The sequence below is a fragment of the Acidimicrobiales bacterium genome (genome assembly GCA_034521975.1).
Classification (GTDB): Bacteria; Actinomycetota; Acidimicrobiia; order Acidimicrobiales; family SKKL01; genus SKKL01.
Genome location: JAXHLR010000010.1, coordinates 232861 through 255524 on the forward strand (window position 1 = coordinate 232861; position 22664 = coordinate 255524).

Consider the following 22664-nt stretch of genomic DNA (forward strand, 5'->3'; position numbering starts at 1 on the left):
AGCACCCCCGCTGGTTTGGGACACACATCGCATGACGCGGCGCTAGATCCCCAGTGTCTCGGACCCGTCGTCGGCGGGCAGGTGGACCGCGAGCCAGGTGGTGGCGGTCTCGGTGCGTTCGACGGTGTGGGGGATGCCCCGTGGCAGCAACACCCAGTCGCCGGCACCGAGACGGTAGGGGGTTCCACCCACGTCGACCGTCGCCGATCCGGTCAGCACCACCACCCACTCGTCGTGGTCCTGCAGGTAGCTGTTCGGCGTGTCCGATCGGGCGCTGAGGATGTGCTCGATCGTCACGCCTTCGCGTTCTGTCAGCAGATCGAACCGCTCGCCCGCTCCGGGCGCATCCCCGGGGTCGGTCAGGTGGCCGTGCGGGACCTCGGTCACAGCGCCGAGCGGAGCATCCGGGATTTCCACCGTCCGTAGGGCGGGTAGAGCACCGAGGGATCGGGGCGGACCGACTTGCGCAGCACCGACTTGTGGTGGCTGAAGGTGTCGAACCCGGCCTTGCCGTGGTACGCACCGAAGCCGCTCTCGCCGACGCCGCCGAAGGGCAGGTCGTGCACGCCGAACTGCATCAGCGTGTGGTTGGTGCAGACCCCACCGGAGCTGGTCTGGTAGACGACCTGGTCGACCAGCTCGTCGTCCTCACCGAACATGTAGAGCGCCAGCGGCTTCGGCCCCTGGTTCACGAACCTGATGGCATCGTCGATCGAGTCCACCGGCAGCACCGGCAGGATGGGCCCGAAGATCTCCTCGGCCATCACCGGCGCGTCGGGGGACACGCCCCGCAGCACCGTCGGCGCGACGTAGCGAGCGGCGGCATCGACCTCGCCGCCGACGACGATCTCGTCGAACCCTCCGCCGTCGAGCAGCCCTTGCAGCCGTCGGAGGTGGCGGTCGTTGATGATCCGGCCGTAGTCGTCGGAGGTCTGGGGGTCGTCGCCGTAGAACTCGTCGACCACCTTCGCGATCTGGTCGACCAACTCGTCCTCGACCGACTCGTCGACCAGCACGTAGTCGGGGGCGATGCAGGTCTGGCCGGCGTTGATGAACTTGCCGAGCACGATCCGGCGGGCGGTGACATCGAGCTTGGCCGAGCGGTCGACGATCGCGGGGCTCTTGCCACCCAGCTCGAGGGTGACCGGCGTGAGGTGCGCGGCCGCAGCGGTCATCACCGCTCGTCCGATGTGGGCCGAACCGGTGAAGAAGATGTGGTCGAACCGCTGGGCGAGCACCGCTTCGGCGACGTCGGGTCCACCCTCGACGACGGCCACCGCGTCGGTGTCGACGTACCGTGGGATCAGGTCGGCGAGCATGGCCGAGGTGGCAGGGGCCAGCTCGGACGGCTTGGCCAGCACCGAGTTGCCGGCAGCCAGCGCCGCGGTCATCGGGCCGAGGAGCAGCAGCAACGGGTAGTTCCAGGGAGAGATCACGCACACGACCCCGAGGGGCTCGGGGGCGATCTCGGCCCGTCCGGGCTTCTGGGTGACCGGGACCTTCACCCGCTCGGGCTTCATCCACTTGTCGAGGTGTTTGAGCGTGTGGTCGATCCCACCGTTGGCCACCCCGAGCTCGGTGAGCTGGGCCAGCGTCGGCGACCGACCGAGGTCCTCGCGGAGCGCGTCGGTGACGGCCTGTTCCTCGTCGGCCAGGAGCTGTCTCAGTCCGACGAGCTGCTCGCGTCGCCAGGCGACCGGTCGGGTGGTCCCGGCGTCGAAGGTGGCGCGGAGCCGCTGCACGGCCTCGGTCGGATCGGTGGGGCTCATCGTCGGCTCCTTGGTGGCGGGGTGTGTCAGGTGGTGGGATCGAGTCGGCGGGCGTCGTGGGCGGCCGACTCGGCGGCGACGAGCTGGGCTTCGACGATGTCGAGGCCCGACGCCCAGAACCCGGGATCGTCGAGGTCGCAGCCGACGATGCGGCCGAGCTCGGCCGGTGGCATCGAGCCGCCGGCCGCGAGCAGGTCGAGATAGCGGGGGACGAAGGCGTCGCCCTCGGCCTGGAACCGGGCGTACACCGACAGGGCCAGCAGCTGCCCGTAGGCGTAGGCGTACACGTAGCCGGGGGTGCCGATGAAGTGGGGGACATAGGACCACCAGCTGCGATATCCGTCGGTGATCTCGACCGAGTCGCCCAGCATCTCGGCCTGGGTCTCGGCCCACAGATCGCCGAATCGCTCGACCGCCAGCTCGCCGTCGGTGCGCCGCGCGGTGTGCACCGCGGCCTCGAACTGGTTCATCGCCGTCTGACGAAACACCGTGGCGATCGTGCCCTCGATGCTCTCCGCCAGCAGTGCCAGGCGCTCGCCTGCGTCGGTGGTCGCGTCGAGCAGCCGGCCGGCCGCCACCGTCTCGCCGAAGACCGATGCCGTCTCGGCCAGGGTCAGCGGGGTGGCCTGGTGGAACACTCCCTGGTCCCTGGCCAGATAGGCGTGGAGTCCGTGCCCGAGCTCGTGGGCGAGGGTCATCACGTCGCGCCGCCGCGACGTCCAGTTGAGCATGAGGTAGGGGTGGTGTGACGCCACGGTGTAGGAGCAGAACGCGCCCGGACGCTTGCCGGGCCGAACCGGCGCATCGATCCACCCCTCGTCGAAGAACCGACTGGCGATGTCGGCCAGGTGGGGGGAGAACGATCGGTAGGAGTCGAGGACGAGGTCGCGTGCCTCGGTCCACCCGATCTGTGTGTGCGAGTCGGCGACCGAGGCCAGGCGGTCGTAGTCGGCGAGGCGGTCGACCCCGATGATCTGAGCCTTGAGGCGATACCACCGCTGCGCGATGTCGTAGCGACCCTTCACCGCGGCGACGAGTGCCTGGACCGACTCGTCGCTGGTCTCGTTGGCCAGGTTCCGGCTGGTGAGCCATGTGGGATACGAGCGGAGACGGTCGTCGACGGCCTTGTCGTTGAGCAGGGTGTTGAACACGAAGGCGCGGGTGCGCAGACCGGGCTCGAGCGCCTCGGTGACCGCATGGGCGGCCCGGCGTCGCACCTCACGGTCGGGGTCGGCGAGCAGCGACAGCGCCCCTTCGAGCTTGGTGGTGCGCGTGCCGTCTCCGGAGTCGGGGTCTGAGTCCAAGTCGGGCAACTCGACCATGATCGCCGACGACAGCTCGGAGAACAGGCGGGACCAGGCGCGGCGGCCGGTGATCGCCTTCTCGGTGAGGATCCGTTCCTCGGGTTCGGTCAGCAGGTGCTCGCGGTAGCGCCGCTTGGACCGCAGGTGGTGGGCGCACCACGACAGGGCCGGGTCGGCCAGCAGGCGCTCGACGTGGTCGTCGTCGAGCGCGGCCCACTCCAGGTCGAAGAACAGCAGCCGCGTCTCGAGTGCCGCCGACCGTTCCTGCACCCGTTGCATCAGCGCCCCGATCTCGGCATCGGTGGTGTCGACCGCGAAGCGCAGCGACGCGTAGGACCCGGCCCGACCCAGCCGTTCGCGCAGGTCGGCCAGATCGGCCATGAACGAGCGCAGCGCCACGACGTCGAAGGTGGCGACCCGACCCCGGTGGGTCTCGAGGTGATCGGCGATGGCGTCGGCTTCGCCGAGCAGGCGCTCGACCCCGTCGGCGCCGCCTCCTTCGACGAGGGGCTCGACGTCCCACGCGACATCGGACGCGAACAGGTCGGGATCCCCGGTCGTTCGAGCGGCGTCGATGGCGGTCATGGGGCCTCCGGTGGCGCGGTGATGGCTCCAAACTAGTGCGGCGTCATGCAACGTTGCCCTGCCGTCGAACGGCACCTCGGTGGCAGCGGTTGTAGGACGACCTCCAGGTGAATCCACTCTGCCGGCACAGAACGCCCCAGGACGGCACATCTCGCCGGCAGAGTTCCCTCGCTCGACGTTGGGCGGCCTCTACGGAGGGGTGCCGTGCCCCTGATCGCCGGGTCGAGGGCGCTCACTACAAACGGGGCCCGCTCGATCCAGGCACTCATACCTGGCAGCGCCATCGCCGGCCGACCCACGCCGACCCCCGTAACGCGAGGGCCTTAAGCCCGACGGTCTGCTCGTTGCGTCCCGCACTCCGGCCCATTTGTGACGCCGCATGGTCCCGGTCGGTTTGGCGTAGCTACGAGGCGTTGACGGATTGCCTGTAGCGCTGGCGGGCTGCCTCACCTGAGGTTCCGACCATGGCCCCGATCGAAGCCCAGGAGTGCCCATTGTGCCGGGCACGGACGACGGCATCACCGAGTGCGCGTTCCGCGTCGGCTCGGGCAAGGAACGCCTCACGGACGAGACGCAGTTCGGTGGCATCGTGAACGTCTTCGCCGGGCTCGTGAGCTTCGAAACGAGCGGCGAGTTCGTCGGCGTGGTCGAGGACTTCTTGGGCGGTGCGGGGCATGGTGGTCACCTCAGGTATTCCGGCCGGGCGGGCATGGCGTGGATGATGATCGGGCCGTCGCTGGTGTCGACGACGCCAATCTCGAGCAGGTTGGCGGCAGGGTCTGCGCCGACGAACATCGTGAACCCCTCGTCGAGGTCATCGACGAAGATCGGATGATTGAAGGCGTGAATCATGTCAACGTCGGGGATGCCGTGCTTGCGCGCGCTGGGAGCGATGAGCGGCGCATCCACTCCCACAAGTTAGCTTGTGCCAACGATCATCACAAGTTGCCTTGCGTGCGTACTCGATAACAGCGCACATGGCGCCGTCCAATTTGCAGCCGGCCGCGCAACAGATCGGTGCAAGTCGCACATCCCACAATCCCGAGCAGCCGGTCCGTCCAGAGCGTCACCTACCGCCGGCTCCGGGACACGCTGGGAACGTCTCAAGCATTGCCGAACGTGACACTCGGTCGGCGGGGGCGAAGGTGGTGAGTCGAAGGTCACCAGGTCAGAGAGTCATCAGATCCAGCTTTGGTCTATCGAGGTCGGTCGCGGGTCGCTACCCTCGCCCGGGTGACATCCGACATCGCCCTTCCTGACGACCCCCGCGCCCGCCTCGGTCACCAGCTCGAGGAGCTGGCCACCAACTTCCGGTGGGTGTGGGACGTGCCGACCCAACGGCTCTTCGCCCGGATCGCAACGGATGGGTGGGAGGCCGGGCATCGCGCCCCGGTCCAGCTGCTCGACGAGCTCGACGCCGACCAGTGGAGCGATCTGGTCGCCGACCCGACCTTCGTCGCCGACGCGGAGCACGTCCACGCCGACCTGATGGCCTATGTGAAGTCGAGCCGCCCCTACCGGGCCCCGCAGGTCGCGTACTTCTCGCCGGAGTACGGCATCGCCGAGAGCCTGCCGCAGTACTCGGGTGGTCTCGGTGTCCTCGCCGGCGATCACCTGAAGGCCACGAGCGATCTCGACCTCCCCCTCGTCGGCGTCGGGCTCTTCTACCGCCAGGGCTTCTTCCGCCAGGAGCTGGTCGCGGGATCGGGCCAGGTCGAGCGCTACCACGACCTGACCGGCGAGTCGATCGGGCTCCGGCTGGTCCCGGGAGCGGCGGCCACGGTCCACGTTGGTGACGAGCGCGTCGCGGTGCAGGTGTGGCGGGCCGACGTCGGTCGTGTCCCCCTGTTCCTGCTCGATACCCACGTCGACGGCAACTCCGAGCGGTCCAAGCACATCACCGACCGTCTCTACGGTGGCGATCAGGAGCACCGGGTCCGCCAAGAGATGATCCTCGGGATCGGCGGGGTGCGTGTCCTGCGGTCGATGGGCATGGCGCCGAGGGTGTACCACCTCAACGAGGGCCACGCCGGGTTCCTGGCCCTCGAACGCATCCGGGCCCACATGGTCTCCACCGGCGTCGACCTGAACACTGCCGTCGAAGCGATCCGCAAGGGCCTGGTGTTCACCACCCACACCCCCGTCCCTGCGGGGATCGACCGGTTCCCCCGCGAGCTCATCGAGACCTATCTGGGCGGGTGGTGCGAAGCGCTCGATGTCCCCATCGACGAGCTGATGGGGCTCGGCCACTTCTCGCCCGACGCTTCCGACCTGTTCAACATGGCCGCCTTCTGCCTCCGTGTCTCCGACCACGCGAACGGGGTGTCGAGGCTCCACGGAGGGGTCAGTCGGGCCATGTTCCAGCCGGTCTGGCCCGACCACCACGCGCGCGAGGTGCCGATCACCTCGGTCACCAACGGGGTGCACGCCCGCACCTGGACCTCGCCCGAGGTGCAGTCGATCTTCGACCGGGTCGTGGGGGTCGATTGGCCGGAGGCAGCCGCCGAGCAGTGGGCCGCGGTGTCCTCGCTCGGCGACGACGAGATCCGCTCGGCCCGCAACATCGGTCGGGCCCGCCTGGTCGACTACGTGCGAGAGCGACTCGAGGACAGGGGCCAGCGTGATGCCGCCGCCGCGCTCGACCCCGAGGCGCTCACCATCGGGTTCGCCCGACGGTTCGCCACCTACAAGCGGGCCACCCTGCTGCTGTCCGATCGCTCCCGGCTCGAACGCCTCCTCGGAGATCCCGAGCGCAAGGTGCAGTTCGTGTTCGCCGGCAAGGCTCACCCCGCCGACGAACCAGGCAAGGCGCTGCTGCGCCAGGTGCTCGACGCCTCGCTCGATCCCGCCTTCGGCGGCCGGTTCGTGTTCCTCGACGACTACGACATCGGGGTCGCCCGTGCGCTCTACCACGGCAGCGACGTGTGGTTGAACAACCCGGTCCGGCCCCAGGAGGCTTGCGGCACCTCCGGCGAGAAGGCGGCGCTGAACGGCGCGCTCAACTTCTCGGTGCTCGACGGGTGGTGGGACGAGATGTACGACGGCGGCAACGGGTGGGCGATCCCCAGCTTCGAGGAGTTCGCCGATCGCAGCACCCGCGATGCCGCCGAGGTCGAGGTGCTCTACGACGTGCTCGAGCGCGAGATCGTTCCCCTGTTCTTCGCCGACGGCCAACCGATGTCGCACCGCTGGCTCGACCGCGTCCGACACACCTGGGCGTCGCTCGGGCCACAGGTCGGCGCCTCTCGCATGGTGCGCGACTACCAGGAGCTGCTGTACCGCCTGGCCAGCGACCGCTGACCCGCCGCTGCCGGTAGGCTCGCCGCCTGTGAGCAGCACGTTCGGGCACATCTTCCGGTCCACCACCTTCGGCGAGTCGCACGGGGGCGGGGTGGGCGTCGTGGTCGACGGCTGCCCGCCGCGGCTGCCCATCACCGTCGAGGAGATCCAGGCCGACCTCGACCGCCGGCGCCCGGGACAGAGCCGCTTGGTCACCCAGCGTCAGGAGGCCGACCGGGTCGAGATCCTCTCGGGCGTCTTCGACGGGCACACCACCGGCAGCCCCATCGCGCTGCTGGTCCGCAACACCGACGCTCGATCCGAGGCCTACGAGCACCTCCGCGACCTCTACCGGCCCAGCCACGCCGACTACACCACCGACGCCAAGTACGGCATCCGCAACTGGCAGGGCGGGGGCAGGGCCTCGGCCCGTGAGACCATCGGCCGGGTCGCCTCGGGCGCCATCGCCCGCACGCTGTTGCGGCAGGTGGCGGGGGTGGAGATCCTGGGTTGGGTCGCGTCGGTGCACGACATCGATGCCGACGTCGACACGGCGGCGGTCACCCTCGACCAGGTCGAGGCGACCCCGACCCGCTGTCCCGATCCCGCGGCCGCGGCCCGCATCGAGACCGCCATCGACACCGCCCGCCGGGCAGGAGATTCCCTCGGTGGCACCGTCACCTGCGTGGCTCGCGACGTGCCCCCAGGGCTCGGCGACCCGGTGTTCGACAAGCTCGACGCCACCCTCGGTGGGGCCATGCTGTCGCTCCCCGCGGCCAAGGGAGTCGAGATCGGCAGCGGGTTCGCCGGCACCCGCCTCACCGGCCTCACCCACAACGATCCCTTCGAGCCGGGCCCCGACGGTCGGCCCCGCACCACCACGAACCGCTCCGGCGGCATCCAGGGCGGCATCTCCAACGGCGAGGAGGTCGTGGTGCGGGTGGCGTTCAAGCCCACCGCCACCATCTCCAGCGCCCAGAAGACCGTCACCCGCGACAACGAGGCCACCGAGCTCGAGGCCAAGGGTCGCCACGACCCCTGCGTGTTGCCGCGGGCGGTGCCGCTGGTCGAGGCGATGGTCGCCCTGGTGCTCGCCGACCACTGGCTGCGACAGCGGAGCATCGACGTGCTCCCGCCGCTCGACCACTGATCCACCCCATTCGTCCCCTGCTCCCGAGTCTGGTCACCTTCATGTGTCACATGGACCAGTCAGGGTGACCAGAACGGAGCTGCCACCCATCCCGGTCGGCCGGATCCGCAGGGCCCGGCGGTAGGTTGCGGCCATGGCTGACGAACCCGCTCCCAAGCAGCTCGGGATCGGCACCGAGCTCCAGCAGTACCTGGTCGACCACGGCACGCCGCCCGACGAGCTGTTGCAGGAGCTCATCGACACCACCAGGGAGCGGTTCGGTCGCGTCGCCGGCATGCAGATCGATCCGGTGCAGGGCGCGTTCAGGGAGATGCTCGTCCGGCTGACCCGCCCCGCCTTCGTGGTCGAGGTCGGCACCTTCACCGGCTACTCCTCCATCTGCCTCGCCCGTGGCCTGCCCGAGCGCGCCCGGCTCCTGTGCTGCGACGTCAGCGACGAGTTCACCTCGGTGGCCCGCGAGTTCTGGCGGCACGACGGCATCGACGACCGCATCGAGCTGCGGCTCGGCCCTGCCGTGGAGACCCTGGCGGCGCTGCCCGACGACCCGCCGGTCGGCCGCCGACGACGACACCGAGGCGATCCGGGCGTTCAACGACGCGCTGGCGGTCGACGACCGGATCGAGGTCGTGATGCTCCCCCTCGGCGACGGCCTGACCATGGCCCGCAAGCGCTGACCCGAGCCGTCGCCTCTCCGGCGGCTCAGGTGAGGTTGGCGAACTTCTCCACGTGCTTGGTCTCGCCCGCGAGCAACAAGATGTCGCCGTCGCGGATGAGGGTGTCCGGGGTGGCATAGGTGAAGGGCTCGCCCTCGGGCTTGATGCACACCACGGTGACCTCGTACTTGGCTCGGAGGCTGGCCTCCATGAGCGTCTTGCCGAAGGTCTCGGCCGGGGCGAGGGTCTCGACCAGGGCGAACCCGGCGTCGAGCTCGATGTAGTCGATCATGCGGCCGGTGACCATGTGGGCGACGCGCACCCCCATGTCGTGCTCGGGGAAGACCACGGCATGGGCCCCGACGCGCTTGAGGATCCGACCGTGGGACTCGGTGATGGCCTTGGCCCAGATGTTGGTGATGTTCAGGTCGGTGAGCGCGGCGGTGGTGAGGATGCTGGCCTCGATGTCGCCACCGATGCAGACCACCGCCGCCTGGAAGTCGGTGGCGCCGAGCTGGCGCAGCGCGGCGATGTTGGTGGAGTCGGCCTCGACGACGTGGGTGAGGGCGTTGGACAGCTCTTGGACCACCCCGGGGTCGGTGTCGACACCGAGGACCTCGTAGCCCAGGTGCTCGAGGGTCTGACCGAGGGCGCTCCCGAAGCGGCCGAGGCCGATGACCAGCACCTCGTCCCAGTCGCCGCTGACGACGGGCACCTCGGGCCGCCACTCGGTGTGGGCGGGTAGGGGGGAGTTCTCATCCAATGAACGGACGCTCCTGTGGGTAGCGGTAGAGGCGGTCGCGCTCACGGAGCACGAGCGCGGTGCCGACGGTCAGGGGACCGAGACGACCGAGGACCATCAACATGATGACGATGAGCTTCCCTTCGGTGTCGAGGTCGGGCGTGATGCCGGTGGACAACCCGACGATACCCACTGCCGAGGTGGCTTCGAAGAGTGCTTCGGTCAGCTCCCACGGTCCGGTGCCCAGCAGCAGCATCGTGCCGGCGAGCTGGGCGAGGGCGACCGTGATGGTCACGGCGATGGCCTGGCGCACCAGCGCGCTGGGCATGCGGCGCCCGAAGGCGGTGACGTCTCCGTCGCCGCGATACTCGGCCCACACCGCCAGCACCAGCAGCGCCAGGGTGGTGACCTTGATCCCGCCGGCGGCGGACACGCTGCCGCCGCCGATGAACATGGAGATGATCGTGGCGAGCTGGGTGGACTCGTTGGTGGCCCCGTAGTCGATCGTCGAGAACCCGGCGGTGCGCATCGTGGAGTTGAACCCGCTGGCGAGGACCTTGTGTCCGGTGTCGAGCCCGCCGAGGGTTGCGGGGTTGGTCCACTCGAACACGAGGAGCACCAGCGCGCCCCCAATCAGGATCAGGCCGGTGGTGGTGAGGGTGAGCTTGGTGTGCAGGCTCCACCGGCGTGGCCGCTTGGGCGAGGTGCGCAGGTCGTTGAGCACGGGGAACCCGACTGCCCCGGCGACGACGGCGACGGCGATGATGACGTTGATGAACGGGTCGGTGACGAAGCCCTGGAGGCTGTCGGAGAACAGGGCGAACCCGGCGTTGTTGAACGCCGACACCGCGTGGAACCCACCCAGCTCGACCGCGGACCACAACGCCTCGCCGTGGCGCAACCAGAACGTGGCGGTGAGGGCGACGAACAGCGCGGCCTCGACGCTGAAGGCGACCACCAGCACACCCTTGATGACCCGGCCGATGTCTCCGAGGTCGAGGCTGCCCCCGGTCTCCACCTGGGCCACCCGCCGCCCCCGCAACCCGATCCGTCGCGACACGACGAGTCCCGCGAGCGAGCCCAGGGTGATGATCCCGAGGCCACCGAGCTGGATCAGCACCAAGAGGACCGCGTGGCCGAAGGTGCTCCAGTAGGTGGGAGTGTCGACCACGACGAGTCCGGTGACGGTGAGCGCCGAGGTGGCGGTGAACAGGGTCTCCAGGAGCGGGGCCCCGCCGTCGTCCACGCTCGAGATCGGCAGCGACAGCAGCGCGGTGCCCACCACCAGGACGAGGACGAACATGGCGACGAGCAGGCGGGCAGGGGTGGACTGGATGCCGAGGACGCTGTGTCGTGCCATGGGTCAGCCGATGATCGGTCGCTCTTCGGGGAACCGGTAGAGCCGGTCGCGCTCGCGCAGCACCAGCGCGGTGCCGAGGGTGAGCGGGCCGACACGGCCGAGGAACATGAGCGCGACGAGGACCACCTGGGCGGGAGCGGCGAACAGTCCGGTGATGCCGTTGGACAGTCCGACGGTGCCGAACGCGGAGGTGGCTTCGAACAGCGTCTCGCTGACGGTGAAGTCGCTGAACCCGATGAGCAACAGGTTGCCGGTGAAGAGCGCGGCGAGCCCGATGAGCACCACCGAGACCGCCTGGCGCTGGGCCACCGCCGGCACCCGGCGCCCGAACCGGCTGACGTCGGGGTCGCCCCGCAGTTCGGCCCACACCATCAACACGATAACCGCGGCGGTGGTGACCTTGATCCCGCCGGCGGTGCCGGCCGCGCCGCCGCCGACGAACATCAACAAGATGGTGATGAGATGGGTCGACTCGGTCACCTCGGCGTAGTCGATGGCGTTGAAGCCGGCGGTGCGGGGCATGACGGCGCTGAAGAAGCCGGCAGACGCCGTCTCGCCGGAGGCCAGGGCGCCGAGGGTGTTCGGGTTCGACCACTCGAGGATCGACACGGCGATGGTGCCACCGACGAGGAGGACCACGGTCATGCCCACGGTCAACTTGGTGTGTAGCGACCAACGACGCCAGCGCAGTGGTTCACGTCGCAGCTCCATCACGACGGGGAACCCCAGCCCGCCGGCGATCACCGCGACCGCGACCACCATCAGGATGATCGGGTCGCCGAGGAACCCGATGAGGCTGTCGGAGAACAGGGCGAACCCGGCGTTGTTGAACGCGGACACGGCGTGGAACATGCCCAGCCACAGGGCGCGGGGGAGGGCTTCGTCGTAGGTGAGCCAGAACCGCGCCGAGAGCGCGACGGCGGCGACGACCTCGAAGAGGAGGGTGAACTTGGCGACCCCGACGAGGATGGTCCGTACATCGCCCAGGTCGAGGGTCCCGGTCTCGACACGGGCCAGCAGTCGCGAGCGCAGGCGCAGCCGGTGGCTGATGAACAGGGCGGCGAAGGAGGCCATGGTCATGATCCCGAACCCACCGAGCTGGACGAGGAACAGGATCACACCCTGGCCGTACCCGGACCAGTAGGTGGCGGTGTCGACGGTGACCAGCCCGGTGACACACACCGCCGAGGTGGAGGTGAACACCGCGGTCAGCAGCGGAGGGCGCCCGCCGGCGGCGGTGGCGAACGGAGCCAGCAACAGGATCGTGCCCAGGGTGATCGCGGCGATGAACGCCGCGGCGACCAACTGTGCCGGATGGTTGATGCGGATCCCGAGGAACCCCGTGCGAGCCACTGGGCAATCCTGTCAGACGCGACGTGGGGCATTGGGGTCCATCGCGGGGTGCGAGCCGGTACCGTCTGGCCATGCGGACATGGCCGGGAACCCCTTACCCGCTGGGAGCCACCTACGACGGTTCGGGCACCAACTTCTCGGTGTTCTCCGAGGTGGCGGAGCGGATCGAGCTGTGCCTCTTCGACGACGGGTCCGAGCACCGCCTCGACCTCCCGGAGGTCACCGGGTTCTGCTGGCACGGCTACCTGCCCGACGTCGGACCCGGTCAGCGCTACGGGTACCGGGTGCATGGCCCCTACGTCCCCGAAGCGGGCCTGCGGTGCAACCCGGCGAAGGTGCTCGTCGACCCCTACGCCAAGGCGGTCGAGGGGGGCGTCAACTGGGACGAGTCGGTGTTCCCGTACCACTTCGGCGATCCCGACGGTGAAGCCAACCACGACGACAGCTCGCCGTTCGTGCCGTGGTCGGTGGTGGTCAATCCGTGGTTCGACTGGGGCAACGATCGGCAGCCGCTCACGCCGTGGCACAAGACCGTGGTCTACGAGGCGCACGTCAAGGGCATCACCATGACCCATCCCGACGTCGAACCCGAGCTGCGGGGCACCTTTCTGGGTGTGGCGTCTCCCGCCATCGTCGAGCACCTGACCGACCTGGGCGTCACTGCGATCGAGCTCATGCCGGTGCACCAGTTCGTCCACGACCACACGCTCCAACAGCAGGGGTTGCGGAACTACTGGGGATACAACTCGATCGGGTTCTTCGCCCCCCACAACGAGTACGCGGTGCGCGGCCACCGTGGCCAGCAGGTCACCGAGTTCAAGTCGATGGTGAAGACGCTGCACGCGGCCAACATCGAGGTGATCCTCGACGTGGTCTACAACCACACCGCCGAGGGCAACCACCTCGGGCCGATGCTGTCCTTCCGCGGGATCGACAACCCGGCCTACTACCACCTGATGCCCGACGAGCCCCGCTACTACATGGACTTCACCGGCACGGGCAACACGGTCAACACCCGTCACCCCCACGTGCTGCAGCTGATCATGGACAGCCTCCGGTACTGGGTCACCGAGATGCACGTCGACGGCTTCCGCTTCGATCTGGCATCCGCACTGGCCCGCGAGCTGCACGCGGTGAACCAGCTGTCGGCGTTCTTCAACCTCATCCAGCAGGACCCGGTCATCAGCCGGGTCAAGCTGATCGCCGAACCGTGGGACGTGGGCGAGGGCGGCTACCAGGTCGGCAACTTCCCCGCACTGTGGACCGAGTGGAACGGCAAGTACCGCGACACCGTCCGCGACTACTGGCGGGGCGAGGACCAGACCCTGGGCGAGTTCGCCTCGCGCTTCACCGGCAGCTCCGACCTCTACGAGGACACCGGTCGACGCCCTCACGCCAGCATCAACTTCGTGACCGCCCACGACGGGTTCACCCTGGCCGACCTGGTCTCCTACGACGAGAAGCACAACGAGGCCAACGGCGAGGACAACACCGACGGCGAGAGCCACAACCGTTCGTGGAACTGCGGGGTCGAGGGGCCGACCGACGACCCGAAGGTGCTCGAGCTGCGGGCCCGCCAGCAGAGGAACTTCCTCACCACCCTGTTGCTCTCGCAGGGCGTGCCGATGATGTTGTCCGGTGACGAGCTCGGCCGCACCCAGCACGGCAACAACAACGTGTACTGCCAGGACAATGAGCTGTCGTGGGTCGACTGGTCGTCGGTCGACCACGAGCTGCTCGAGCTCACCCGCGGGCTGGTGGCGCTGCGCCGTGCCCATCCGGTGTTCCGCCGCCGCCGCTGGTTCCTGGGAACCGACGCCGAGAACGGCGAGCGCGACATCGTGTGGTTCCGGCCCGACGGCACCGAGATGAGCGACGAGGACTGGTGGAAGGACTACGCCAAGTCGGTGGCGGTGCTGCTCAACGGCCAGGCCATCGTCACCCCTGGGCCCCGTGGCGAGCGCATCGTCGACCACACCTTCTACCTGGTGTTCAACGGGCACCACGGGCGCCTGAACTTCACCCTGCCGCCCCCCGAGCTCGGCGAGCGCTGGGTCCGCGTGCTCGACACCAGCGAAGCGGGCTTCTCCTCCACCCGCCGCCACTGGCGTGCGGGTGAGCGCATCCGGGCCGAGGCCCGCTCGGTGCTGGTGCTGCGTCGGGTCGACGACACACCTGGTCGCCACGCCATCCGTGGCGGGGCCTGAGGTGGCGGCGCCACGGGCCACCTACCGGGTGCAGTTGCGACCCGAGTTCGGGTTCGAGGACGCGGCCGCGGTCGTCGAGTACCTGGCAGCGCTCGGGGTCAGCCACCTGTACGCCTCCCCGTACCTGCAGGCGGCGCCGGGCAGCACCCACGGCTACGACGTGATCGACCATGCGAAGGTCAACGACGAGCTCGGCGGCGATGCGGGACACCGTCGAATGATCGACGCGCTGGGCCGGGCCGGGCTCGGCCAGGTCGTCGACCTCGTTCCCAACCACATGGCGATCGGTCCCCGCGGCAATCGGTGGTGGTGGGACGTGTTGGAGAACGGTCGGTCGAGCCGCTTCGCCGGGCACTTCGACGTCGACTGGGATCCTCCGGGCGAGTCGATGCGCAACCGGGTGCTGATGCCGATCCTCGGCGACCACTACGGCCGGGCCCTCGAACGGGGTGAGATCACGGTGGGGTGGAGCCCCGAGGGGCGCTTCGTGGTCAGCTACTACGACCACGTGCTGCCCTCGGCCCCTCGATCGCTCGATTCGGTCCTGCTGGGAGCGGCCGAGCGGTGCGACTCGTCCGGGGCCGACCATCTGGCCTTCATCGGCAGCTCGCTGGCCCGCCTTCCCTCCCTCAGTCGCGATCCGGGCGCCGATGTCGTGACCCGGCACCGCGACAAGGAGGTGCTGTACCAGCAGCTCGCTCGCCTGGCCGGCGACGACCCGACGGTGGTCGAGGCGGTACGGGACGAGATCCGGGCGCTCAACGCCGACGTCGACGCGCTCGACCGGTTCCTCGATCGCCAGAACTACCGTCTCGCCTACTGGCGCACCGCTGACGACGAGCTCGGGTACCGGCGGTTCTTCGACATCAACACCCTGGTCGGGCTCCGGGTCGAAGACGCCGAGGTGTTCGCCGACACCCACCGACTGGTGCTCGGCTGGCTCGCGGCGGACGAGGTCGACGGGTTGCGCATCGATCACCCCGACGGTCTGCGCGACCCACAGGCGTACTTCGAGCTGTTGCGGGCGGCCGCTCCCGGTACCTGGATCGTCGTCGAGAAGATCCTCGAGCCGGGGGAGTCGCTGCCGCGAACCTGGCCGGTCGACGGCACGACCGGCTACGACTTCTGCCACCTGGTCACACGGCTGTTGCACGACCCCCGTGGCGAGGAGCCCATCCGGACGCTCTACGACGAGGTCACCGGCGACTCCACCCCGTTTCCGGAGGTGGTCCGCGCCGCCAAGGACGTCATCCTCCAGGGCTCGCTCGCCTCCGACGTCGCCCGGGTCACCGACCGCTTCGTTGCGGTGGGCCAACAGCATCGACGCTGGCGGGACTTCACCCGGCGGGAGCTGCGCGACGCCCTGGTCGAGGTCGCCACCTCGTTCCCGGTCTACCGCACCTATGTCGGACCCGACGCCGTGCTCTCCGGCCCCGACTCGGAGGTGATCGATGCGGCCATCGCCGACGCCCTCGCCCACCGGCCCGACCTCGACCCCGAGCTGTTCGAGATCCTGGGGGCGATCCTGCGGGGTGAGCTCGACCCGGGCCCAGGTCCGGCCACCGAGCTGCGGTTGCGGTTCCAGCAGCTCACCGGCCCGGTCATGGCCAAGGGTGTCGAGGACACCGCCTTCTACGACCACGTCCCACTGGGGTCGCTGAACGAGGTCGGCTCCGATCCGGCCACCTTCGCCATCGACCCGGGGTCCTTTCACGATGCCATGGCCGAGGCGGTCGCCGACCGACCGGCTTCGATGCTCGCCCTGTCCACCCACGACACCAAGCGCTCCGAGGACGTCCGGGCCCGGTTGGCCCTGCTGTCGGAGATCCCGGGCGCGTGGAGCGAGGCGGTCCATCGGTGGCGCGACCTGGTCGATCGGCACCGGGCGGTGGGCGACGGCGTCGACGGGTGGCCCGACCCCCGCATGGAGCACCTGCTGTTCCAGACCCTCGTCGGAGCGCACCCGTTGCCGGCGAGCCGGGCGAGCGAGTACCTGGCCAAGGCCGTGCGCGAAGCCAAGCGCAACACATCGTGGACCGAACCGAACGCCGGCTACGACGAGGCGGTCGACGTGTTCGTGGCGGCGGTGTGCGACGACCCCGCCTTTCGGGCCGACCTCGACGCGTTCGTCGAGCCGCTGCTGGTGCCGGGCTGGACGAACGCGCTGGCCCAGAAGCTGGTGCAGCTCACCGCTCCCGGGGTCCCCGACATCTATCAGGGCACCGAGCTGTGGGACCTCAGCCTGGTCGACCCCGACAACCGCCGTCCGGTCGACTTCGCACACCGCCGCTCGATGCTCGCCGAGCTGGATTCGCTCCCCGTCGAAGAGGTCTGGCGCCGGGTGGCGACCGGTCTGCCCAAGCTGTTGGTGGTCGCCCGCACCCTCGCGCTGCGCCGCGCCCATCCCGGCTGGTTCGCCGACGGAGGGTACGAGCCGTTGTCCGCCGCGGGCGCGGCCGCCGCCCACCTCGTGGCCTACCGCCGGGGAGATCGGGCGATCACCGTGGTGCCGCGGCTCCCCGTCGGTCTCGTCGCCGGTGGCGGCTGGCGCGACACCGTGCTGCAGCTGCCCGCCGGTGCGTGGCACGATGCCTTCGCGGGAGCCGAGTGGGAGGGCGGCGACGTGCCGGTGACGGCACTGTTGGAGCGGTTTCCGGTCGCCTTGTTGTACGAGGGGGAGGAGCAGCGTTGACCGAACTGCAGGTGTGGGCGCCTCGGGCCCGAGGATCGGTCGAGGTCGAGCTGGGCAACGGCGACCGTAGGGTGAAGATGACACCCGACGAACGAGGCTGGTACCGCGCCGAGGTTCCCGGGCTCCACGCCGGCGGCGACTACGGCTTCGTCATCGACGGCCGTGGCCCGTTCCCCGATCCGCGGTCCGCCTTCCAGCCCCACGGGGTGCACGGGCTCAGCCGGGTGGTCGATCACGGCGCGTTCGACTGGACCGATCACGACTGGCCGGGGGCCGATCCCCGCGATGGGATCATCTACGAGCTGCACGTCGGCACCTTCAGCCCCCGCGGCGACTTCGACGGAGTGATCGAGCGCCTCGACCACGTCGTCGACCTCGGCGCCACCACGGTCGAGCTCATGCCGGTCGGCGAGTTCCCCGGCCGACGCAACTGGGGCTACGACGGCGTGTCGCTGTACGCGCCCCACCACGCCTACGGCGGGCCTGACGCCCTGAAGCGGTTGGTCGACGCGTGTCACCAGCGGGGCTTGGCGGTGGTGCTCGACGTCGTCTACAACCACCTCGGGCCCGAGGGGAACTACCTCGGTCACTTCGGCCCCTACTTCACCGACTTCTACTCCACGCCGTGGGGCCGGGCGGTCAACTACGACCAGGCCGACAGCGACGAGGTGCGCCGCTTCGCCATCGACAACGCGCTGATGTGGCTGCGCGACCACCACATCGACGGTCTCCGGCTCGACGCGGTGCACGCCATCGTCGACACCTCCGCGGTGCACCTGCTCGAGCAGATGGCGGTCGAGGTGGAGGAACTGGCCGGCGAGGTGGGCCGGCCCCTGACCCTCATCGCCGAGAGCGACCAGAACGACCCCCGACTGTGCCGGTCCCGCCACCTCGGTGGGTACGGCCTCCACGCCCAGTGGAGCGACGACTTCCACCATGCGCTCCACGTCGTGCTCACCGGCGAGCACGACGGCTACTACCGCGACTTCGACGGGGTGGCCCAGCTCGCCGAGGCGATCGAGCGCGGCTGGGTGTACACCGGCGACTACTCGCCCCACCGGCGGCGCCGGCACGGTCGTGAGCCCGACGGCATCGATGGCCGCAACCTGTTGGCCTACGCCCAGAACCACGACCAGGTCGGCAATCGCGCCGTCGGCGACCGTCTCTCGTCGATGGTCGGCGACGGCCGTCAACGCATCGCGGCCGCGCTGGTGCTCACCTCACCGTTCGTCCCCCTGTTGTTCCAAGGCGAGGAGTGGGGGAGCGAGTCGCCGTTCCAGTACTTCACCGACCACCAGGACCGCGAGCTCGGGCGGGCGGTGGCACAGGGGCGTCGCAGCGAGTTCGCCGCCTTCGGCTGGGAACCCGACGACGTGCCCGACCCCCAGGACGCCGAGACCTTCGAGCGGTCACGGCTCGACTGGTCCGAGATCGGTCAACCCCGCAACGCGTCCGTGCTCGACTGGTACCGATCGCTGATCGAGCTGCGCTCGTGCGAGCCCGGGTTGCAGTCCGGCGAGCTGAGCTGCACGGTCGCCCACGGCGACGACGAGTCGTGGTTGCGGGTCGACCGAGCGGGGGTCGCGGTCGTGGTCAACCTCGCCGACCACCCCCAGAAGGTGCCCTGCCCCACCGGCAAGGTGCTCCTGGCCTCCACCGATGTGGCCTCCACCAGCACCGATGGCGAGGGGCTGGCCCTGCCGCCCGAATCGGTCGCCGTCGTCTCGGTGGGGGTCATCGACCAACTCCACTGACCGTTTCGTCCCCAAGGAGCCGTCCCCATGACCCTCGACCGGTACCGACCCTTCGACGCGCTCGCCTTCGACCGTCCACTCGACGGCGTGCTGCGCATCGTGATCGACACGCCGGGCCGGATGAACTCGGTCGATGCTGCCAAGCACCGCGCACTGGCCGAGGTGTGGCCGGTCATCGACCAGGACCCCGTCACCCGGGTGGTGCTGGTGCGCGGGGCCGACGGGAACTTCTCCGCGGGCGGCGACCTCGACATGGTCGACGACATCATCGCCGACGAAGCGGTCCGCGCCCGGACCATGCGCGAGGCACGCGACCTGGTGCTCAACCTGGTGGACTGCTCGAAGCCGGTGGTGTCGGCCATCGACGGGGTTGCGGTCGGCGCCGGCCTGGCGGTGGCGCTGCTGGCCGACGTCTCGGTGGCCGCCCGCTCGGCTCGGATCGTCGATGGCCACACCAGGCTCGGCGTTGCCGCGGGCGACCACGCCGCGCTCGTGTGGCCGCTGCTGTGCGGGATGGCCAAGGCCAAGCACCTGCTGCTCACCTGCGATCCGGTGTCGGGCGAGGAGGCGGAGCGCATCGGCCTGGTGTCGATGGTGGCCGACGACGACCAGGTGCACGACACCGCCATGGGCATCGCCGAACGGTTGGCGGCGGGGAGCCCGGCGGCGCTGGCGGCGACCAAGACGAGTCTCAACCTCTGGCTGCGCCAGGCCATCCCCGCGTTCGAGGCGTCGCTCGCCCACGAGTTCCTCGGCTTCGCCTCGGCCGACGCGCGCGAGGGCTTGACCGCGCTGCGTGAGCGGCGCTCCCCGGCCTTTCCCACGGTCGGTGAGCAGGATAGGTCATAGGTCCTGGGCCGCTCGGATCATTGTGCTCCGAGCTCTCAAGCAGGGCATCGCCGCACCCGATCTCTAGAGCAGAGAGACCGGAAAGGTACGAGCCATGACCACGATCCGAGCGACATGTGCAACCTGCGGTGATGTCGAGCTGACCACGACCGACGTGTCGGTCATGATCAGCCAGGAGTCGGGGGATGGCACATACTCGTTCCGTTGCCCGCTGTGTGATTCGGTGGTGGTCAAGGACTGCCCCAGCCACACGATCGATCTGTTGGTCTCCGCCGGGGTCCACTACTCGATGGTGGCCCGCCCCGACGAGCCGACGCCCGATCCCACGGCACCGACCTTCACCCACGACGATCTCCTCGAGTTCCACTCGTTCCTGGCCAACGATGTCCAGGTGGCGGGTGCCCTGGAGGCCCTGCGGGGTTGATCTCCCGCTGAGGAGGGCCACGCTCGGCCGGCAGGTACACGGTCGCCCCGGCGTGGCCTTCGTCGCGTCCGGTGGTGGATGGAGGCGTAGGTCGTTCGGCCCAAGAATCACTGTCGGTGACCGTATCCCCACACTTGGTCACCACGATCACTCGGGTACACGAACGAAAAGGGGAGTGGAGTGAGGTCTACGCGCAACCATCTCATCCGGGCGTTCACCGTGCTGGCCGCGGTGCTGGTCTTCGGTGCCGGCATCGCCGTCGCCGCGGAGAGCACCATCCCCAGCGACGACTCGGAGCCCAGCGACGTCGTCGAGGTCCTCGCCGATGAGACCCACGGTTCCGTGGTGAGCGCGGCGGCCCAGGATCACCGCGAGGACGACGACGAGTGCGGTGACCACGGCGCCTATGTCAGCTCGGTCGCTGAGGGACTCGAGGACTGTGAGCCGGTCGACGAGGCTGTCGAGGACGAGGAAGAGGTCGCCGAGAAAGGGGAAGAGGTCGCCGAGGAAGAGGGCGACGAGGGTCCGCCCGAGGACTCCCACGGTTCCGTGGTGAGCGCGGCGGCCCAGGACCACAGCTACGACGACGAGCTGCGGTAACCACGGCGCCCATGTCAGCTCGGTCGCCCGTGGCCTCGAGGACTGCGAGGTGCCGCCCGGCCTGGAGGACCCGGTCGACACCGAGGGCGACGACGAGGATGACGAGGTCGAGACCGCTGGTCCGCCCGATCACGTCCCCGGTCCGCCCGCCGATGCCGGTCCGCCCGCCGGCGCCGGACCCAACCGCTGAGCCCGACCTCGACCAGGGCCTGACCGCACGAACCGGGCCGCCCGGGGTTCACGCCCCGAGCGGCCCGGTTCGCGTTCAGAGCGGAGACTCCGGAGAGTCCGACTCGACCAGGCCGTCGACCAGCTGGGAGGCCGCGGTCGAGAAGGGCCGCAGGACCGTGACCCCGGGGACGGCCGACAGCGCCTCGTCGTCGCGATCGTGGTGGACCGTCACCGCGATGGTCCCGGTGTAGCCGAGGCGACGCAGGGTCTCGATCAGCAACAGGTTGGCCGCGAGGTGGGGGATGGTGCTGATGACTCCCCTGGCACGGCCGAGGGGGAGCGAGGCCAGCAGCTCTGGCTCCTCCAGATCGCCGAAGGTGGCGGGGATGCCCCGGCCACGCAGGCGGTGGAGCACCTCGGGGTCGATGTCGACCGCCAGGACCTCCCTGCCGGAGGCGACGAGCTGTTCGAGGATCGACCCGCCGAAGCGGCCGACTCCGAACAGCACCACGTCGATCGCCTGAACCTGTTCGTCCATGCCCTCGCCGTGGCTGGGGTGGGCCCGTTCGAAGATCGACAGCAGGTGGCCGATGCGGTCGAAGATCTGGCGCGAGTACAAGATGAGGTAGGTGGACAGACCGATGGTGACGAGGCCGACGATGGTGATGAGCCCCACGATCCCACTGTCGATGTGGCCGAGGCTGAAGCCCAGGGCGGCCAGGATGAGCGAGAACTCGCTGATCTGGGCGACGGTGAGCCCGGCCTGGAACCCGGTGCGCTTCCGGTAACCCATCGCGCCCATGATCATCATCACGATCATGGGGTTGCCGATGAGCACGAACACCGAGAACACGACGGCGGGAGCGATGTTGTCGCCGATGTCGGAGAACTCGAGCGCGCTGCCCACCTGGATGAAGAAGAACAGCAGCAGCACGTCGCGCAAGGTGATGAGGCGGGCGCCGATCGTCTCGCGGTAGGCGGTGGAGGCGAGGGTCACCCCGGCGAGGAAGGCTCCGACCTCGCTGCTGAGGCCGAGGGCGTCGGAGGTGGCGGCGGCGGCGATCGCCCATCCGACCGCGAACAGCACCATCAGCTCCTGGGACACCGCGATCCGGTCGAGGACCACCGGCATGACCCAGCGCATGAGCACGATGATGGCGAGCAGGAAGCCGACCCCCTTCGCCAGCACCTCCAGGATCTCCATGGCGACCCGATCGTCGCCGGTGGTCCCGACTGCGGTGAGGGTGATCATCACGATGATGACCACCAGGTCCTGCACGATGAGGAACCCGACGGCGATGCGTCCGTGCAGCTCCTCCAGTTCGCGCTTGTCGGAGAGGAGCTTGATGATGATGATCGTGCTGGAGAAGGTGAGCGCGACCGCGATGTAGATGGCCTCGGTGGCGCCGAACCCGAGGGCGAGCGCGATGAGGAAGCCGATCACCGAGGTGAAGGTCACCTGGCCGAGTCCGGTGGCGAGCGCGACGGGACCCATGGTGCGGATGAGGCGGACGTCGAGCTTGAGCCCGACGAGGAACAACAGGATCGAGACCCCGACGTGGGCCAGGAGGTTGATCTGGTCCTCGGCGGTCACCCACCCCAGCGCGGTCGGCCCGACCAGCACCCCGGCCGCGAGGTAGGCGACGATGAGCGGCTGGCGGAGCAACAGCGCGACGCCGCCGATGCCGGCGGAGAACAGCATCGCTGCTGCGATCTGCGCGAAGTCGCTCTCGAACACTCGAACTGGCCCCCGGTCAGGTGGTCGTGCCCGC

At 69.4% G+C, this 22664-nt stretch carries 19 protein-coding genes; 10 read left to right on the forward strand and 9 right to left on the reverse strand.

What is annotated here, in order from left to right:
• Positions 1-42: 42 nt before the first annotated feature.
• The 5 genes from U5K29_16205 to U5K29_16225 form a co-directional block, all read right to left on the reverse strand.
• Complete coding sequence (locus U5K29_16205) at positions 43-387, reverse strand: cupin domain-containing protein (protein MDZ7680084.1); 345 nt, start codon at positions 385-387, stop codon at positions 43-45.
• Complete coding sequence (locus tag U5K29_16210) at positions 384-1910, reverse strand: aldehyde dehydrogenase family protein (GenBank protein ID MDZ7680085.1); 1527 nt, start codon at positions 1908-1910, stop codon at positions 384-386. Before U5K29_16210 ends, U5K29_16205 begins: the two co-directional genes overlap by 4 nt.
• Entirely contained in the window at positions 1796-3658 is a 1863-nt protein-coding gene (locus U5K29_16215) for a M3 family oligoendopeptidase (GenBank protein MDZ7680086.1), read from the reverse strand. Before U5K29_16215 ends, U5K29_16210 begins: the two co-directional genes overlap by 115 nt.
• Before the next feature lie 403 nt (positions 3659-4061).
• Complete coding sequence (locus tag U5K29_16220) at positions 4062-4334, reverse strand: hypothetical protein (protein ID MDZ7680087.1); 273 nt, start codon at positions 4332-4334, stop codon at positions 4062-4064.
• 5 nt (positions 4335-4339) lie between these two features.
• Complete coding sequence (locus U5K29_16225) at positions 4340-4567, reverse strand: hypothetical protein (protein MDZ7680088.1); 228 nt, start codon at positions 4565-4567, stop codon at positions 4340-4342.
• Positions 4568-4891: 324 nt separating this feature from the next.
• On the opposite strand from U5K29_16225, the gene glgP reads away from it, so the two are divergent.
• From glgP to U5K29_16240, 3 genes are all read left to right on the forward strand, one after another.
• Positions 4892-6958, forward strand: coding sequence for an alpha-glucan family phosphorylase (gene glgP / locus U5K29_16230; GenBank protein MDZ7680089.1), 2067 nt, complete (start codon positions 4892-4894; stop codon positions 6956-6958).
• Between the two features lie 28 nt (positions 6959-6986).
• Positions 6987-8087: a chorismate synthase gene (aroC, locus tag U5K29_16235; GenBank protein ID MDZ7680090.1), complete on the forward strand. Its 1101-nt coding sequence runs from the start codon at positions 6987-6989 to the stop codon at positions 8085-8087.
• A 133-nt stretch (positions 8088-8220) separates the two neighbouring features.
• On the forward strand, positions 8221-8880 hold the full coding sequence (locus tag U5K29_16240) for a class I SAM-dependent methyltransferase (GenBank protein MDZ7680091.1): 660 nt from the start codon (positions 8221-8223) through the stop codon (positions 8878-8880).
• Here the strand turns inward: U5K29_16240 and U5K29_16245 are convergent.
• The 3 genes from U5K29_16245 to U5K29_16255 are packed head-to-tail and all read right to left on the reverse strand — an operon-like array spanning position 8787 to position 12195.
• Complete coding sequence (locus U5K29_16245) at positions 8787-9503, reverse strand: TrkA family potassium uptake protein (GenBank protein ID MDZ7680092.1); 717 nt, start codon at positions 9501-9503, stop codon at positions 8787-8789. The genes U5K29_16240 and U5K29_16245 overlap by 94 nt on opposite strands.
• Positions 9496-10842: a potassium transporter TrkG gene (locus tag U5K29_16250; protein ID MDZ7680093.1), complete on the reverse strand. Its 1347-nt coding sequence runs from the start codon at positions 10840-10842 to the stop codon at positions 9496-9498. The genes U5K29_16245 and U5K29_16250 overlap by 8 nt, the downstream gene beginning before the upstream one ends.
• A gap of 3 nt (positions 10843-10845) precedes the next feature.
• A complete protein-coding gene (locus tag U5K29_16255; protein ID MDZ7680094.1) occupies positions 10846-12195 on the reverse strand; it encodes a potassium transporter TrkG in 1350 nt (449 codons plus the stop codon).
• A 71-nt stretch (positions 12196-12266) separates the two neighbouring features.
• Between U5K29_16255 and glgX the strand changes: the two genes are divergently transcribed.
• The 7 genes from glgX to U5K29_16290 all read left to right on the forward strand — a co-directional run bounded on the left by glgX (position 12267) and on the right by U5K29_16290 (position 20911).
• Positions 12267-14402 carry a glycogen debranching protein GlgX gene (glgX, locus tag U5K29_16260; GenBank protein ID MDZ7680095.1) on the forward strand — a complete coding sequence of 712 codons (2136 nt, stop codon included), beginning with the start codon at positions 12267-12269 and terminating at the stop codon, positions 14400-14402.
• Positions 14389-17094, forward strand: a complete 2706-nt coding sequence (gene treY, locus U5K29_16265; GenBank protein MDZ7680096.1) for a malto-oligosyltrehalose synthase — start codon at positions 14389-14391, stop codon at positions 17092-17094. The genes glgX and treY overlap by 14 nt, the downstream gene beginning before the upstream one ends.
• Positions 17091-18848: a malto-oligosyltrehalose trehalohydrolase gene (treZ, locus tag U5K29_16270; protein MDZ7680097.1), complete on the forward strand. Its 1758-nt coding sequence runs from the start codon at positions 17091-17093 to the stop codon at positions 18846-18848. Before treY ends, treZ begins: the two co-directional genes overlap by 4 nt.
• Before the next feature lie 27 nt (positions 18849-18875).
• A complete protein-coding gene (locus U5K29_16275; protein MDZ7680098.1) occupies positions 18876-19697 on the forward strand; it encodes an enoyl-CoA hydratase/isomerase family protein in 822 nt (273 codons plus the stop codon).
• Positions 19698-19791: 94 nt separating this feature from the next.
• Complete coding sequence (locus tag U5K29_16280; GenBank protein MDZ7680099.1) at positions 19792-20121, forward strand: hypothetical protein; 330 nt, start codon at positions 19792-19794, stop codon at positions 20119-20121.
• 180 nt (positions 20122-20301) lie between these two features.
• Complete coding sequence (locus tag U5K29_16285) at positions 20302-20721, forward strand: hypothetical protein (protein ID MDZ7680100.1); 420 nt, start codon at positions 20302-20304, stop codon at positions 20719-20721.
• 49 nt (positions 20722-20770) lie between these two features.
• Positions 20771-20911 (forward strand): hypothetical protein, encoded by a 141-nt coding sequence (locus U5K29_16290; GenBank protein MDZ7680101.1) that lies wholly within the window; start codon positions 20771-20773, stop codon positions 20909-20911.
• A gap of 75 nt (positions 20912-20986) precedes the next feature.
• On the opposite strand, the gene U5K29_16295 is transcribed toward U5K29_16290, so the two are convergent.
• On the reverse strand, positions 20987-22630 hold the full coding sequence (locus U5K29_16295) for a cation:proton antiporter family protein (GenBank protein ID MDZ7680102.1): 1644 nt from the start codon (positions 22628-22630) through the stop codon (positions 20987-20989).
• Between the last annotated feature and the right edge of the window lie 34 nt (positions 22631-22664).

Bases quoted from the DNA above. Each gene is read 5' to 3' on its own strand.
- U5K29_16280 (MDZ7680099.1), top strand. From the start codon at position 19,792: ATGACCACGATCCGAGCGACATGTGCAACCTGCGGTGATGTCGAGCTG.
- glgX (MDZ7680095.1), top strand. From the start codon at position 12,267: ATGCGGACATGGCCGGGAACCCCTTACCCGCTGGGAGCCACCTACGAC.
- U5K29_16240 (MDZ7680091.1), top strand. From the start codon at position 8,221: ATGGCTGACGAACCCGCTCCCAAGCAGCTCGGGATCGGCACCGAGCTC.
- U5K29_16215 (MDZ7680086.1), bottom strand. From the start codon at position 3,658: ATGACCGCCATCGACGCCGCTCGAACGACCGGGGATCCCGACCTGTTC.
- U5K29_16250 (MDZ7680093.1), bottom strand. From the start codon at position 10,842: ATGGCACGACACAGCGTCCTCGGCATCCAGTCCACCCCTGCCCGCCTG.
- U5K29_16220 (MDZ7680087.1), bottom strand. From the start codon at position 4,334: ATGCCCCGCACCGCCCAAGAAGTCCTCGACCACGCCGACGAACTCGCC.
- U5K29_16275 (MDZ7680098.1), top strand. From the start codon at position 18,876: ATGACCCTCGACCGGTACCGACCCTTCGACGCGCTCGCCTTCGACCGT.